Origin of the sequence: Gluconacetobacter asukensis (genome assembly GCF_014174375.1) — a bacterium.
GTDB classification, from domain to species: Bacteria; Pseudomonadota; Alphaproteobacteria; order Acetobacterales; family Acetobacteraceae; genus Gluconacetobacter; species Gluconacetobacter asukensis.
Genome location: NZ_JABEQE010000009.1, coordinates 152,262 through 167,962 on the forward strand (window position 1 = coordinate 152,262; position 15,701 = coordinate 167,962).

13 protein-coding genes are annotated in these 15,701 nt (G+C 67.6%); 6 read left to right on the forward strand and 7 right to left on the reverse strand.

Translation table 11 applies throughout. The features are described from left to right. Positions 1-166: 166 nt before the first annotated feature. A complete protein-coding gene (locus tag HLH35_RS11920) occupies positions 167-2,050 on the reverse strand; it encodes an ATP-binding cassette domain-containing protein (protein WP_182979339.1) in 1,884 nt (627 codons plus the stop codon). Positions 2,051-2,221: 171 nt separating this feature from the next. Between HLH35_RS11920 and ndk the strand changes: the two genes are divergently transcribed. Continuing rightward, positions 2,222-2,644 carry a nucleoside-diphosphate kinase gene (gene ndk / locus HLH35_RS11925; protein WP_182965653.1) on the forward strand — a complete coding sequence of 141 codons (423 nt, stop codon included), beginning with the start codon at positions 2,222-2,224 and terminating at the stop codon, positions 2,642-2,644. Positions 2,645-2,686: 42 nt separating this feature from the next. On the opposite strand, the gene purN is transcribed toward ndk, so the two are convergent. Together purN and purM are read right to left on the reverse strand one after the other, a co-directional pair. Then, entirely contained in the window at positions 2,687-3,325 is a 639-nt protein-coding gene (gene purN / locus HLH35_RS11930; protein ID WP_182979340.1) for a phosphoribosylglycinamide formyltransferase, read from the reverse strand. A 6-nt stretch (positions 3,326-3,331) separates the two neighbouring features. Continuing rightward, positions 3,332-4,423 (reverse strand): phosphoribosylformylglycinamidine cyclo-ligase, encoded by a 1,092-nt coding sequence (gene purM / locus HLH35_RS11935; protein WP_182979341.1) that lies wholly within the window; start codon positions 4,421-4,423, stop codon positions 3,332-3,334. Between the two features lie 128 nt (positions 4,424-4,551). Here purM and HLH35_RS11940 point away from each other — a divergent pair, with 128 nt between their 5' ends. The 4 genes from HLH35_RS11940 (at position 4,552) to HLH35_RS11955 (ending at position 10,046) form a co-directional block, all read left to right on the forward strand. Next, complete coding sequence (locus tag HLH35_RS11940) at positions 4,552-5,325, forward strand: P-loop NTPase family protein (protein WP_182979342.1); 774 nt, start codon at positions 4,552-4,554, stop codon at positions 5,323-5,325. Positions 5,326-5,532: 207 nt separating this feature from the next. Beyond that, entirely contained in the window at positions 5,533-7,677 is a 2,145-nt protein-coding gene (locus HLH35_RS11945) for an RNA degradosome polyphosphate kinase (protein WP_246385049.1), read from the forward strand. A 66-nt stretch (positions 7,678-7,743) separates the two neighbouring features. Next, positions 7,744-9,234, forward strand: coding sequence for a Ppx/GppA family phosphatase (locus HLH35_RS11950; RefSeq protein ID WP_182979344.1), 1,491 nt, complete (start codon positions 7,744-7,746; stop codon positions 9,232-9,234). Further along, positions 9,231-10,046, forward strand: a complete 816-nt coding sequence (locus tag HLH35_RS11955; RefSeq protein WP_182979345.1) for a CDP-diacylglycerol diphosphatase — start codon at positions 9,231-9,233, stop codon at positions 10,044-10,046. The genes HLH35_RS11950 and HLH35_RS11955 overlap by 4 nt, the downstream gene beginning before the upstream one ends. Positions 10,047-10,067: 21 nt before the next feature. Here HLH35_RS11955 and HLH35_RS11960 read toward each other — a convergent pair whose 3' ends face one another. From HLH35_RS11960 to HLH35_RS11975, 4 genes are all read right to left on the reverse strand, one after another. Then, positions 10,068-11,516 carry an NCS1 family nucleobase:cation symporter-1 gene (locus HLH35_RS11960; RefSeq protein WP_182979346.1) on the reverse strand — a complete coding sequence of 483 codons (1,449 nt, stop codon included), beginning with the start codon at positions 11,514-11,516 and terminating at the stop codon, positions 10,068-10,070. Positions 11,517-11,599: 83 nt separating this feature from the next. Then, positions 11,600-12,913 carry an aspartate aminotransferase family protein gene (locus HLH35_RS11965; RefSeq protein ID WP_182979347.1) on the reverse strand — a complete coding sequence of 438 codons (1,314 nt, stop codon included), beginning with the start codon at positions 12,911-12,913 and terminating at the stop codon, positions 11,600-11,602. A 141-nt stretch (positions 12,914-13,054) separates the two neighbouring features. Then, a complete protein-coding gene (locus HLH35_RS11970; protein WP_182979348.1) occupies positions 13,055-14,323 on the reverse strand; it encodes a Zn-dependent hydrolase in 1,269 nt (422 codons plus the stop codon). 177 nt (positions 14,324-14,500) lie between these two features. Beyond that, a complete protein-coding gene (locus HLH35_RS11975; RefSeq protein WP_182979349.1) occupies positions 14,501-15,169 on the reverse strand; it encodes a TetR/AcrR family transcriptional regulator in 669 nt (222 codons plus the stop codon). A 361-nt stretch (positions 15,170-15,530) separates the two neighbouring features. Here HLH35_RS11975 and HLH35_RS11980 point away from each other — a divergent pair. Next, positions 15,531-15,701: 2Fe-2S iron-sulfur cluster-binding protein (locus HLH35_RS11980; protein WP_182979350.1), on the forward strand; the 171-nt coding region annotated here is incomplete at its 3' end.

Sequence of the window (15,701 nt, forward strand, 5' to 3'; positions counted from 1 at the left end):
GGTTCGCATATCCGTCCGCGCGCGTCGATGCCGGCGGAGGCCGCAAGGGCGCGCGCCTACGGAACAGAAGGCATAGTGGCAACGTTCCCGTGAATGAAAGGATACCAGAGGGACGCCGCGCCGGACAAACGGGACTGGACGGCCCGGTCGGGCGTTTGGTGTCCGATCAGTCCTGGGTGGAAGCTTCCTCGATCGCGGCCTCGGCCAGCAGCCATTCTTCCTCGGCCGCCGCTTCTTCGCGCCCGATGGCGGCGAGGCGGGTGTTGATCGCCGTCACGTCTTCCGCGCTGCCGGCGGCGTAGAGCGCCGGGTCGGCCAGGCGGGTTTCCAGCCGGGTGCGTTCCGCCGTCAGTTTGCCGATGCGTGCTTCGGCGTCGCGCGCCTTTTTCCGCAGGGGGGCTACGGCCTTGCGTGCTTCGGCGCGGTCGCGACGGTCCTCGCGCTTCGGTGCGGTGGGCGAGGTTGCCGGCCGGCTGGCCGCGCGGGCGCGTTCGGAGAGCCAGACGCGATATTCGGCCATGTCGCCGTCGAAGGGGCGGACGGTGCCGTCGCCCACCAGCCACAGCCGGTCGGCGACCAGTTCGACCAGATGCGGATCATGGCTGATCAGCAGCACCGCGCCTTCGAATTCGGCCAGGGCGCGGATCAGCGCCTCGCGGGCGTCCAGGTCCAGATGGTTGGTCGGTTCGTCCAGGATCAGCAGATGAGGGGCGTCCCGGGTGGCGAGCGCCAGCAGCAGCCGGGCCTTTTCGCCGCCTGACAGGTCGCGGGTCACGGTGTCCGCGCGGTCGGCATCCAGCCCGAAGCGGGCAAGCTGGGCGCGTACGGCCGTGGGCGGGGCCTTGGGCATGGCGCGGGCCATGTGGGCGACGGGTGTTTCGTCGGGCACCAGCTCTTCGGCCTGGTGCTGGGCGAAATAGCCGACCCGCAGGCGCGGATTGTGGTTGGCCGTCCCGGACAGGGGGGCCAGGCGGCCGGCGATCAGTTTGGCGAAGGTCGATTTGCCGTTGCCGTTTGCCCCCAGCAGGGCGATCCGGTCTTCCATGTCCAGCCGCAGTGACAGGTTCGAGAGGATCGGCTTGCCGTCATAGCCCACCGACACGCGGTCCAGCGTCAGCATCGGCGGCGGCAGGGGAGTGGGTTCGGGGAAGGCGAAGCGGGTGGGTGTGTCCTCGACCACCGATTCGATCACCGGCAGTTTTTCCAGCGCCTTCACGCGGGCCTGGGCCTGCCGGGCTTTGGTGGCCTTGGCACGGAAGCGGTCGACGAAGGATTGCATATGGGCGCGCTGGGCGGCGATCCGCTCGGCGGCGCGGGCCTGTTGCAGAGCCTGCTCGGTGCGGATGCGGACGAACTCGTCATAGCCGCCGGGGGTCAGCGACAGGCGGCGCTGGTCGAGGTGGGCGATGGCGTCGACCGAGCGGTCCAGCAATCCGCGATCGTGGCTGACGATCAGCGCCGCGCCGGAGAAGCGGGCCAGCCAGCTTTCCAGCCAGATGGTGGCTTCCAGGTCCAGATGGTTGGTCGGTTCGTCCAGCAGCAGCAGGTCGGGGTTGAGGAACAGGGCGGTGGCCAGCGCCACGCGCATCCGCCAGCCACCCGAGAAATCCGAGACCGGGCGAGCCTGGGCGGCGGCGTCGAACCCCAGCCCCGACAGGATGGTGGCGGCGCGTGAGGGGGCGCTGTCGGCGCCGATGGCGCGCAGGCGTTCGTGAATGTCGGCCAGTCGTGCCGGGTCGGCCGTCTGTTCGGATTCGGCCAGCAGGGTTGTGCGTTCGAGATCGCCGGCCAGCACGGTGTCCAGCAGGTTGGCGTCGCCGGAGGGGGCTTCCTGCCGGATACGGGCCATGCGGGCGCGCGAGGAGAGGGTGATGGTGCCGCCATCGGGTGCGATGTCGCCGGCGATGGCAGCCAGCAGGGTGGATTTGCCGGCACCGTTACGCCCGACCAGGCCGATCTTGCGCCCCGGGTCGACGCTCAGCGACGCCCGGTCCAGCAGGGTGCGCCCCGCGATGCGAAGGGTCAGGTCGGAGATGACGAGCAGACTCACGGGGGCGGGCTCCGGAAATTTGGCGGTACGCCCGGCGAGGCGGGCAGGATTCGTGATGCTGTACCTACCAGTCCTGCCCAATATGCTCTAGATGGCGCGCGTAAGGGGCGCCGGTCCGGATGGGCAGGGGGTCCCGGTCATGCAATTCGACCAAGAAGAAGGAGCCATCCCATGGCGACCGAACGTACCCTGTCGATCATCAAGCCGGACGCGACCCGGCGCAACCTGACCGGCAAGATCAATGCCGTGTTCGAAGAGGCCGGCCTGCGGATCGTGGCGCAGAAGCGCGTTCAGCTGACCGAAGCGGTCGCCGGCGCGTTCTACGCCGTCCACAAGGAGCGTCCGTTCTACAACGACCTGGTGTCGTTCATGATCTCCGGCCCGGTCGTGGTGCAGGTTCTGGAAGGCGAGAACGCCGTCCTGAAGCATCGTGACGTCATGGGCGCCACCGACCCGAAGAAGGCCGCCCCCGGCACCGTGCGCGCCGAGTTCGCCGAGAGCATCGAAGCGAATTCGGTCCATGGTTCGGACAGCCTGGAAAACGCGAACAACGAGATCGCGTTCTTCTTCGCGCAGACCGAAATCCTGCCCTGATCGGCAGTGGGCGGGCACCCTCGGGTGCCCGCCACCGGCTGGTCAGACGACCAGCAGCGATCCGCCATCCTCGGCCGATGGCGACGTTTCGGGCCGCAGGAGCCTGCGCAGGGCGGCCGGATACAGGCGATGTTCCTGTTCCAGCACGCGTGCGGCAAGATTTTCGGGCGTGTCGCCGGCATGGACCGGCACGGCCGCCTGGCCCAGGATCGGGCCGTCATCCATCACTTCCGTGACCAGATGCACCGTGCAGCCATGCAGCTTCACGCCGGCTTCCAGCGCGCGCTCATGCGTGTGCAGGCCGGGGAAGGCGGGCAGCAGGCTGGGGTGGATGTTGAGCATCCGTCCGGCCCAGGATTCGGTCAGGAAGGGCGTCAGCAAGCGCATGTAGCCGGCCAGGCAGACCAGTTCCACGCCGGCCTCGCGCAGCATGGCGTCCACCGCGCGTTCATGCGCCGCGCGGTCCTTGCCGAACGCGCGATGGTCGATTGCCTCAGCCCGCAGGCCCGCTGCACGGGCGACATCAAGTCCCGCCGCCTCCGGCTTGTTGCTGAGGACCATGACGATGCGCGCCGGGAAATCCGGCGCGGCGCAGGCATCGATCAGCGCGCGCATGTTGCTGCCGCGCCCGCTGATCAGAATCGCGATCGGACAGCGATCGTCCGATGAAGTTTCGCTCACGGATGGTCAGCCGGTGAAATCGGGGCGGGTGGTGAAGCGCAGGCCGGCCGGGGCGTCGGGAGCGGAGGCTTCCAGGCGGCCGATCACGACCGGGGCTTCGCCCGCCGCGCGCAGGGCGGTCAATGCGGCGTCGGCGTCGCGGGCGACCAGTACCATGCCGATACCGCAATTGAACACTTTCAGCATCTCGTCGGCATCGACCTGCCCGGTTTGTGCCAGCCAGCGGAAGACCGGGGGGATCTGCCAGGAATCGCCGTCGACCACCGCCGTCAGGCCTGCCGGCAACACGCGCGGCAGATTACCCGGCAGGCCGCCGCCGGTGATGTGCGCGGCGCCCTGGATCAGGCCCTGCCGATGCAGGTCCAGCACCTGCCTTACATAGAGGCGCGTGGGCGTCATCAGCGCCTGGGCCAGGGTCTGGCCTTCGGCGAAGGGGCAGGGGGCGTTCCACGACAGGCCGCTGCGCGCGACGATGGAGCGGACCAGCGAGAAGCCGTTGGAATGCACGCCGCTGGCCGTGAGCCCGATCAGCGTGTCGCCGGCGGCGATGCCGGAGGGCAGCAGCGCCGAACGTTCGGCGGCGCCGACGGAGAAGCCGGCCAGGTCATAATGGCCGGGGGCGTACATGCCCGGCATTTCGGCGGTTTCGCCACCCACCAGCGCGCAGCCCGATTCGGCGCAGCCCTGGGCGATGCCGCGCACCACCTTGGCCGCGTCCTCGACCGCCAGCCGGCCGGTGGCGAAATAATCCAGGAAGAACAGCGGCTCCGCGCCCTGGACGACCAGATCGTTCACGCACATTGCCACCAGGTCGATGCCCACGGTTTCGTGCAGCCCGCTTTCGATGGCGATCATCAGCTTGGTGCCGACGCCGTCGGTGCAGGAGACCAGGACCGGATCGCTGAAACCCGCCGCCTTCAGGTCGAACAGGGCCCCGAATCCGCCCAGGCCCCCCATGGTGCCGGGGCGGTCCGTCGCCTTGGCCGCCGGCTTGATGGCATCGACCAGCGCGTCGCCGGCTTCGATGTCCACGCCGGCGTCGCGGTAGGTGGCGCCGGCGGCGGGCGGGGCCGAAGAAGAGGAGGGGGCGGAGGTCATGTGCGGGGCCTTCGTCGTCGCCGCGCCCCGTCCGTCGCCCCGTCGTAACGGCGGGGGTCGAAGAATGGGGCGAGGTAGGGTAAACGCTCAGGGTTCCTTTACGGCAGGCGAAGGCGGCACGCAAAGCAGTGGTTGAACAGGCGGTGCAGAATCCGGGCGAACAGGCGCTGGCAGGCGGGGCAGACCAGCTTGCGTTGCCCTTTGGGCATCGCAGCCGGTTCGTCCGGACCGATTTTGTCGCGGCGGCGTCGAACGGCGCGGCACGGGCCTGGCTGCTGGGGGCGAACCCGTGGCCCGAGCACAGGCTGGCGCTGTGGGGCGCGGCCGGTGCCGGCAAGACCCACCTGCTGGAGATCTGGGCGCAGGAGCATGGAGCCGTGCTGCTGCGCGGCGCGGATGTCACGCGGGCGACGCTGGGTGAATTGCTGGATGGCCCGGCGAATATGTTCCGCGCCGTGGCGGTGGATGATGCGGACCGCGCGGAGGACCAGCAGGCGATATTGCATCTGCTGAACGCGGCCCGCGAGCAGCGGATTGCGCTGGTGATGGCGGCGCGCCTGCCGCCCGCGCGCTGGCCGGTGGTGCTGCCGGACCTGGCGAGCAGGCTGCGCGCGACGATGGCGATCGAACTGCGTCAGCCCGAGGATGCGCTGCTGCGGATCCTGCTGCTGCGTCATCTGGCGGACCGGCAGATCGTGGTCAGCCAGCCGGTGACCGAATGGCTGCTGCGCCGCCTGCCGCGCACGGCCTCGGCCATTCGCGATGCCGCGATACGGCTGGATCAGGCTGGGCTGGCGGCGGGACGGCGCGTGACCCGTGCACTGGCGGTGTCGGCGCTGCATGACCTGCTGGACCATGAGGAGATGGCGCCCGACCGGATGGGGGATGGTCCCGTTTCCTAAGCCCTACGCGTTGGCATCGCGGGGTGTTTCCGCTTAGTTTGACGAACGAAGGCGGATTTGTGGCAGGAGATTGGATTGACCAGACCGACGGGGAAAACGCCCGCGCGCCGGACATCCGGACGGACAGCCGGCAAGCGTGCCGCCGCGCCTGCGACGCGGCGGAAGCTGGCGCCAGCCGCGCAGACACCGCCGCCGCCGCCGATCGACATGCATTCCCCCGCCCGGTTCATCAATCGGGAGCTTTCCTGGCTCGATTTCAACCAGCGCGTGGTCGAGGAAGCGGATAATCCGCGCAACCCGCTGCTGGAGCGGCTGCGTTTCCTGTCGATCAGCGCGGGGAATCTCGACGAGTTCTATTCGGTCCGCGTTGCCGGCCTGGTGGGGCAAGTGCGCGAGGGGCTGTTGAGCATGTCGCCCGACGGGCTGACCCCGGCGCAGCAGCTTGCGGCGGTGCGCACCCGCACCGCCCGCCTGCTGCGCGAGCAGCAGCGGATCTGGAAGGATCTGCGCGGGTTGCTGGCCGAAGCCGGGATCGTGGTCTGCGGCCTGGACCACATTACCGAGGCCGACCGCGAATGGCTGGATGGCTGCTTCATGGACCGGGTCTTTCCCGTCCTGACGCCGCTGGCGATCGACCCCGCGCATCCTATGCCCTTTATTCCGCATATGGGACTGGCGCTGTCGCTGCGGCTGATGAGCAAGGACACCGGGCGCTTCGTCATGAGCGCGATGATCCTGCTGCCGGCCCAGATCGACCGGTTCATCCGGCTGCCGGCCAGCCTGTCGCCCCCCGGTGTTGCCCGGTTCATCATGCTGGAAAACATGATCGCGCTGTGCATCGACCGGCTGTTCCCCGGCATGATGGCGGGCGATTGGGGCGTGCTGCGGGTGATCCGCGACACCGACGTGGAATTCGAGGATGAAGCCGAGGATCTGGTCCGCTCCTACGAGACCGCGCTGAAGCGCCGGCGCCGGGGCGTGGTGATCCATCTGGATATCGATTCCCGCATGCCGCCCGATCTGGGGCAGGCGGTGGCCAACGACCTGAACGTGCCGCCCGACGAGATCGAGATCCAGCCTGGCCTGATCGGCGTGGTGGACCTGAAGCAGCTGATCGTGGACGACCGGCCCGAACTGCTGTTTCCGCCCTACACGCCGCGCTTTCCGGAACGGGTGCTTGATTTCGGTGGGGATTGCTTCGCCGCCATCCGCGCGAAGGACATGATCGTCCATCATCCGTTCGAGAGTTTCGACGTGGTGGTGCAGTTCCTGCGGCAGGCGGCCCAGGACCCGGCAGTGGTGGCGATCAAGCAGACGCTGTACCGGACTTCGCGGGACAGTCCGATCGTCAAGGCGCTGATCGAGGCGGCCGAAGCCGGGAAATCGGTCACCGCGATGGTGGAACTGCGCGCCCGGTTCGACGAGGAAGCCAATATCCGCCTGGCGCGTGCGCTGGAGGCCGCCGGCGCGCAGGTCGTGTTCGGCTTCGCCGACCTGAAGACCCATGCCAAGCTCAGCCTGGTCGTGCGGCGCGAGGGCGGGACGCTGCGGTCCTACGCGCATTTCGGCACCGGGAATTATCATCCGATCACGGCGCGGATCTATACCGACCTGTCCTTCTTTACCTGCGACCCGGAGCTGGCGCGGGATTCGGCGCGGCTGTTCAACTACATGACCGGCTACGCCATGCCGGCGCGGATGGAGGCTATCGCCTTTTCGCCGGTGACGATCCGCCGCACGCTGGAAGAGCTGATCCAGGCCGAGATCGAGCATGTCCGGGCCGGGCGCCCCGGGCAGATCTGGCTGAAGATGAATTCGCTGGTCGATCCGGACCTGATCGATCGCCTCTATCGCGCATCGTGCGCCGGGGTGCGGATCATGGCGGTGGTGCGGGGGATCTGCTGCCTGCGGCCGGGGGTGGCGGGGCTGTCGGAGAATATCCGCGTCAAGTCGATCGTGGGGCGGTTTCTGGAACATGCCCGGATCTTCGCATTCGGCGATGGGCACCGGCTGCCCTCGCGCTATGCGAAGATCTATATCTCGTCGGCCGACTGGATGGTGCGGAACATGGACTGGCGGGTGGAAAGCATGGTACCGATGCGCGACCCCACGGTACATGCGCAGGTGCTGGACCAGATCATGGTCACGGACCTGAAGGATAATCTGCAATCCTGGGTCCTGCAGCAGAGCGGCGTGTGGCGGCGGCTTGAACCCGGTGCCAAGCCGTTTTCGGCCCATGATTACTTCATGACCAATCCTTCGCTGTCCGGGCGGGGGCTGGCCGCGCAGGACAGCGCCATTCGGGTCAGCACGCCGCTGCCGCGGCATCAGGACCGGATTCTCGATGATTGAGGGTTTCAGTGAAGGTTACAGCATGACGCAGCTTCCGCCGGTCGCCGTTCGCATGTGCCGGGCCCGATGATCCGGGTTCCGCATCGCCGCTCGGCCGTTGTCGATCTGGGGTCGAACTCCGTCCGGCTGGTCGTGTTCGACGGTATTTCGCGGAATCCGATTCCGATCTTCAATGAAAAGGCGGTGCTGCGCCTGGGGCGGGGACTGAACGCCACCGGGCGGCTGAACGAGGAAGGCGTGGGCCTGGCGATGCAGGTCATGGACCGGTTCCATGCCATCGCGCGGGGCATGGATGCCGACCCGTTCGAGATCCTGGCCACCGCCGCCGTGCGCGACGCCACCAACGGTCCGGAATTTGTCGCCGCCCTGCGCGCACGCATGCCCGGTGTGCCGATCCGCATTTTGTCGGGCGAGGAAGAGGCTGATTATTCGGCGACCGGCGTGCTGTGCGGCCTGCCCGAAGCTGATGGGCTGGTTGCCGATATCGGCGGCGGGTCGTTGGAGCTGATCCGCTTGTCGGCGGGGCGCAAGCTGGATGCCTGCACCCTGCGGCTGGGGGTGATTCGGCTGAACGATCGTGCCGAGGGCGATTTGCAGAAGGCGCGGACCATCGCCGATGCCGATATCGGGCAGGTCGGCTGGCTGGACGATGTGGTGGGCCGGCCGCTCTATCTGGTCGGTGGGGCCTTCCGCGCGCTGGCGCGCCTGCAGATTGCCCGGACCAACTATCCGTTGAACATCGTGCATCTCTTTACCCTGTCGGGTGAGGGTGCGCGGGACATGTCCGAGTGGGTGATCAACACGCCCCGCCGCACGCTGGAACGAGTGCCCGGCGCGCCGCGCAAGCGGCTGGAGGACGTGCCCTTTGCCGCCATCGTGCTGCGCCGCCTGCTGCGCCGGCTGCAACCGTCCAGCGTGATCTTCTGCGTCGATGGGCTGCGCGAGGGCTGGTACATGCGCCGGGTCGCGGCGTCGGTCGCGGCGCTGGACCCGCAGGAGGCGGTGGCACGGGAAATGTGCCGTCGGCTGGGGCGTAGCGAGACGCTGCCGGACCAGTTGATGAACTGGACGGCCCCGCTCTTTCCCGGCGAGAGCACGCCCCAGCGGCGGTTGCGCCGGGCTGCGTGCCTGCTGTCCGATATCGGGTCCTACGATCATCCGGAATATCGGGCCGAGCAGACTTATCTGCGGGTGCTGCGCATGCAGGGTGTGGGGTTCGACCATCAGGCCCGCGCCTTCGTCGCCCTGACGCTGGCGGTGCGTTATGAAGCCGAACTGAACCATGATTTCCTGCAGCCGTCGCGGCTGCTGCTGACGGCCGAGGATTTCCAGCGGGCGCTCGTCCTGGGACTGGCGCTGCGGCTGGCCTATACGGTCTGTGGCAGCACCGAGGAATTGCTCGACGGGACATGGGTCAAGCTGTCGGCGGATGAAGTGACGCTGCATCTGGCGCGGGGGCGCGGCGTGGTGCGCGGCGAGAGCGTGCGGCGCCGGCTGGACCGGCTGGCCGAAGCCTTTGCGCTGCCCGCACGGATCGAGGAGGCCGGCACGGCATGAGGCGTCGTGTGCTGGCGTGCCTTGTCCCCGCCGCCATGGCGGCGGGCGTGTTGTTGGCGACTGCCCGGGCGAATGGTCCGCCCCGGCCCGATCATGATCCGAACGTGCTGTGGAACATTGTCCATGGGCGCTGCGTGCCGAACCAGCTTGGCGAGAATTCACCCGCGCCCTGTGCCGTGGTGGACCCCAGCCGGGGCTATGCGGTGCTGAAGGATCGCGACGGAGCGGCGCAATATCTGCTGATTCCGACCGACCGGGTTACCGGCATGGAAGACCCGTCGATCCTGCGCTCCGACGCGCCCGATTATTTCGGCGCGGCCTGGCACCAGGTCGATCGCGCGCTGGCGCGGCTGGGCCATACCATGCCGCGCGAGACGATGGCGCTGGCGATTAATTCGCAACATGGGCGCTCGCAGAACCAGTTGCATATTCACATCGATTGCCTGGCGCCCGAAATCCGCGTGGCGCTGCATTGGGCGCGCCCCCATATCGGCGCCGGCTGGACCTCCCTGGATCTGGCGGGCCATCACTATCGTGCCACCCGGATCGACGGGCAGAATCTGGACGGTGCCTATCCGTTTCGGCGCCTGGCGGCTTCCCTGGCCGATCCGGCACGCGAGATGGGAGGGCATACGCTCGTCGTGGTGGGTACGATCTGGCCCGGTGGCCGCCCCGGCTTCATTCTGCTGGACGACAGGGTCAAGCCCGTGTCGGGCGATCGTGCATCGGGCGAGGAACTTCAGGACCATGCCTGCCGGATCGCGCATTTCGAACCTGGGCATGCGATCCGGGATTCGTCTTATACCCCGTGAGGGGCGGCGCCCGATGCGGGGTCAGGCGCCGGAGGGCGATACGCTCTCGCTGGCCTGCGGACTTTCCTGCCGGGGGGATAGCGCCAGATAGACAACGGCGCCGGCTGCGACACCGACAAACCAGGACAATGTGTTCAACGCGGCCAGGGCAGGCAGGAACTGGCCGGCCGATGCCATGACGCCGCCAGCCGCGAACGCCGTCAGTGCGGGGGGATTCCACCCGTCGCGGCCATCATAGCGGCCGCCGCGACGATAGAGGGCGGCCACGTCCAGCGTCTGGCGACGTACCAGATAGAAATCGGCCAGCATGATTCCGGTGACGGGCCCCAGCAGGCCGCCGACCACGTTCAGCACCTGATAGATGCTTGCCGCATCGTCGAACCACAGCCAGGGCACGAAGAATACGCCCAGGACCAGGACCAGGGACGAGGCGCGGTCGAAATTCAGCCGGCGTGGCATCAGGTTCATCAGATCGTAGGCGGCGGGCATGATATTGGCCACGATATTGACCGACAGCGTGGCCAGGACCAGCGTTGCCCCGCCGAGGACCGTGACCACCGGGTGATTGAGCGTCAGCAGCAGTTCGACCGGGTTCCAGATCGGCCGGCCGAACAGGATCATGGTGGCCGAAGTGGTGATGATGCCCATGGGGGTGAAGACCAGGGCCGTGACCGGCAGACCGATCGCCTGGCCGATCACCTGATCGCGCTCTGACCTGACGAAGCGTGACAGGTCGGGGATATTGACCGCGAAGGTTGCCCAAATGCCGATCATGCCGGTCACGCCCATTGCGAAGGCGGACCAGAAGGCGGTGCCGTGCAGCCGCGAAGGTTGGGCGAACAGCGGGCCTAGCCCGTGCCCGACCCGCAGCGCCCAGATGGTGGCGAGCGCCCCGATGGCAATGACCAGCGGGCCGGCGACCAGTTCGAAATTGCGGATGCGATGCACGCCGTGGCCGGCGATCCAGGCATGCAGCGCCCAGATCAGCGCCATGGCCAGCCACATATGCACCCGCATGCCGAGGAGGGAGACGTTCAGCGAACTCCAGCCGCTGATAAGGGTGGAAAGGATGGCATCGACGGCCTGGGAGGCGGCGTAGGATTGCACCGAAAACCAGAAGATCGCGCAGAATCCGCGCAGCAGCACCGGAACCTGCGCGCCGGACGGGCCGAAGGCGGAGCGGATCAGCACACAGAACGGAATGCCGTATCGCGTCCCGGCCCGGGCGTTGAACCACATGGCCAGGAACAGGACCATGTAGGCGACCGCCACGACGCCCAGGCATTCCCACGCCGAGAACCCCAGGGCCATCAGCCCCGCAGCGGCCTCGTAGACCACGATATTGTGGACCATGCCCATCCATACCGTGGCCATGTTCAGCCACGTCCAGTCCCGCCGCGCGGGCGGGACCGGTGCCAGGTCGGCATTATACAGGCCGGGATCGTATCCGGCGGGCGTGGTGTCTGCCATGCGTGCTCCGTGCCGTGCCGTGTCGTGCGGATCGCCGGGAGAGGCGGATTGCGTCGGGCCTGGGGCGGCTTTGCAGACCGCTCTTAATCGACCGTGCGGAGAATGTCGGCGATCGTGCCGAACAGTTGGTCGATCTCCGATTTCTGGATGATCAGCGGCGGCGAGACGGCCAGCACGTCGCCGGTGTAGCGCAGCAGCACGCCCTTGTGGAACGCGCGGTCGAAGATCTCGTACGCGCGCGCGCCCGGCGCGCCGGGGCGGGAGCTCAGTTCGATGCCCGCGACCAGGCCGACATTGCGGATGTCGATGACGTGGGGCAGGCCGCGCAGGGCGTGGACTGCTTCCTCGAAATAGGGGGCGATGTCGCCTGCGCGCTCGAACAGATTTTCCTCGGCATAGGTGTCGAGGGTCGCGAGGGAGGCCGCGCAGGCCACCGGATGCCCGGAATAGGTGTAGCCGTGCGGGAGTTCGATCCCGGCTTCGGGGCCGTTCATGAAGGCCTCGTAGACATGGTCGCGCGCGATCGCGGCGCCCATCGGAATGGTGCCGTTGGTGATGCCCTTCGCGCAGGTCAGGATATCGGGCAGCACGCCGAATTTCTCGGACGCGAAGGGTGTGCCGCCCATGCGGCCGAAACCGGTGATGACCTCGTCGAAGATCAGCAGGATGCCGTATTTGTCGCAGATCTCGCGCAGGCGCTTCAGATAGCCGACGGGGGGCGGCAGCACGCCGGTCGACCCGGCCATGGGCTCGACCATGACGGCGGCGATGGTCGACGGATCGTGCAGGGCGACGATCCGTTCCAGATTGTCGGCCAGTTCCGCGCCATAGGCCGGCAGGCCCTTGCTGAAGGCGTTGCGTTCCAGGTCCAGCGTATGCGGCAGGTGGTCGACGCCGGTCAGGAGCGAGCCGTACAGCTTGCGGTTGCCGGAGATGCCGCCCACCGAGATGCCGCCGAAGCCGACGCCGTGATAGCCGCGCTCGCGCCCGATCAGGCGGGTGCGGGCGCCTTCGCCGCGTACGCGGTGATAGGCGATGGCGATCTTGAGCGCGGTATCGGCGGCTTCGGACCCGGAATTGCAGAAGAAGACGTGGTTCAGATCGCCCGGTGCCAGGGCTGCGATGCGGTCGGCGGCCTGGAAGGCCAGCGGATGGCCCATCTGGAAGGTCGGGGCGAAATCCAGCGTCGCGATCGTCTTCTGCACGGCCTGGGTGATGCGGGGGCGGTTATGGCCCGCATTTACGCACCACAGGCCGGCGCAACCATCCATTACCTTTCGCCCGTCCTCGGACGTGTAATACATGCCATCGGCCGCGACCAGCATGCGCGGCGTCCGGCGGAATTGCCGGTTGGCCGTGAACGGCATCCAGAACGCGTCGTGATTGGTAGGCGACATCGCGCGAGGCTCCTGAGATCGAAGATGCGTATCCGCCCGGCGAAAGGATGACCGTCACGGCTTCGCAACCATCGGAGGATGGAACAGGTCGCGCCGCCGGGCTAGATGATTTTTGCCCCGGTGACCCGCTGATCTGGCGTGTCAGGCATTCAGCCTGGTGTCGGCGTCCAGCACCGCGCGTAGCAGCACGTTGGCCCCGGCGGCGACATCGGCGGGCGCGGCGCTTTCCGCCTCGTTATGGCTCAGTCCACCGGCGCATGGGACGAAGATCATGGTCGTGGGGGCGACACGGGCCAGATAGGCGGCATCGTGCCCCGCGCCCGAGACGATATCGCGGGCCGGGTAGCCGAAGGAGTCGGTGGCCGCGCGGACCGATGCGATACAGTCCGGGTCGAAATGCACCGCCGGCGAATCCCATACCCGCTCCATCGCCAACCCGATTCCGGCAGCGGCCACGATCCGTTCGATGCGTGCGCGCAGGTCGGTTTCCATCGCCGACACCACCGTATCGTCCGGGTGGCGCAGGTCGATGCTGAAGAAGACCGCGCCGGGGACGACATTGCGGCTGTTCGGCCGGTTTTCCATCAGCCCGACCGTGCCGACGGCATCGGGCCCGTGGGCCAGGGCGACGGTGCTGACAGCCTCGATGATCCGTGCCGCCGCCAGCAGGGCGTCTGCGCGCATGGTCATGGGCGTGGTGCCGGCATGGGAGTCGCGCCCTGTCAGCGTGACCTCGTACCACCGCATGCCCTGCACGCCGGTGACGATGCCGATGGTCTTGCCCTCGGCTTCCAGGATCGGTCCCTGTTCGATATGCAGTTCGAAATAGGCCGCGACCGGGTGCTGGCCGCACGGCGCCTCGCCGCGATAGCCGATCGCCGCCAGCGCATCGCCGAAGCGGATGCCGTCGCGGTCGGTCTTGTTGAGGGCTTCCTGCTCGGTGAAGATTCCGGCGAATACGCCGGAGGCCAGCATGGCGGGGGCGAAGCGTGCGCCTTCCTCGTTGGTCCAGTTGATCAGTTCGATCGGATGGCGGGTCTCGAACCCCGATGCGTGCAGGGCGCGCAGGACGGCCAGCCCGCCCAGCACGCCCACGATGCCGTCGAACTTGCCGCCGGTGGGCTGGGTGTCGAGATGGCTGCCCATGGTGATGGGCGGCAGGCCGGCATCGCGCCCCGGCCGGCGGGCGAACTGGTTGCCCATCGAATCGTGGCTGACGGTGCAGCCCAGGGCAGTGCAGGCGGCGGCGAACCATGCGCGCACCTGCCGGTCTTCCTCGGTCAGGGTCAGGCGCCGGATGCCGCCCTTGGGTGTGCTGCCGAACCGCGCGGTTTCCAGGATGTCGGTCCACAGCGCCGTGCCGTCGACGGTGATGTTGCCGCCAGCCTGAAGGACACCCGAATTGCTCATCTCTGCTCTCCCGCAATGCGATCCGTGCCGCGGCCGGCGGGCCTCTGGCCGGATCTGCCGGGCGGCGGGTTTCAGGCGGATCGTGTCGTCAGATAACCGTATGGCCGGAATATTGCCGCCGATGCGGTTGCGGGACGTTACGGATGTTCAGAAGCTGACATAAGCAAATGGCTGATATTAATTCGTTTCTATCCCGTTCAGGACGAGCGCGATGATGGTGGACGCGGCGTCGTCGTAATCGTGCGGTGCGAGCGTGGCCCTGCCCAGTACGGCGCCGATCTGTGCGCTCATGTCGGCATAGGTCTGGGTCATGGCCCAGATGCAGAACATGAGGTGCGAGCCGTTGATCAGGCGCATCTGCCCGCTGCGCTGCCAGATGCGGAAGACATCTTCCAGGGTCTGGACGTGCTGGCGCAGCGCGCTGTTGAAATAGGTCTGGATATTCGGTGCGCCCTGCAGGACTTCGTGCGCGAAGATGCGCGAGGCATCGGGCCGGTCGCGCGAGAAGGCGATTTTTGCGCGGACATAGCCTTCCAGCGCCGCCCGGGGGGAGGCACCGGCGTGAATCCAGACCGTCGCGTCCCCCAGCCAGTTGTCCAGGATGTTTTCCAGCACCGCGCGGTAGAGATCCTCCTTGGTGCCGAAATAATAATGGATGTTGGCCTTGGGCAGGCCGGCCGCGGCGGCAATGGCGGACATGCTCGCCCCCTTGTAGCCGTCCCGGCCGAATTCCCGTTCGGCGGCGTGCAGGATCTGCCCGGTGCTGGCGCGGCGGGGGGCACCGGCCGACCGTTCCCGGACGGTGGTCTGGGTCAGGGAGGGGGAGAGGGCGCTGGAGCGGGTCATGCTGCAAGGTTTTAGGCTTTGCGCGCGCCGCGCAAGTCGGAAAACGTTACGAGGATTGTTACAGGCTGCACCATTCCCCAACCGGCCGCCGGCTGGCATGCTCCATGCATGGCAGCGTGATGCCTGGGCCCGATAATGTGGGGAGAGGGACGATGCGCCGGCGTATCGTGCGTCATCACGCGCGGGCCTGACGCTCGCCCGTTTCTTTCCCCGAAGGTTTCGGGTCATAAACTGAGCGGGATCGGATTGCCTCGGGGGAGGTGGGCCGGCCCGCGTTCCGGTTGTCTGTCCTGTATGGGGGGTGGGCAGCCAGGACATTTGCCCCTGCCGGGGCATGTCACTTGCTCGACGGAACCGAACGATGCGCGACCATATCCGCTTCTATCTGGGTGATACGCTGTGTGAACTCTCGGCTGTCCCGCCGACCCTGACCGTGCTGGACTGGTTGCGGGAGCATTGCGGCCGGACCGGCACCAAGGAGGGCTGCAACGAAGGCGATTGCGGCGCCTGCACGGTGCTGGTGGTGCGGCTG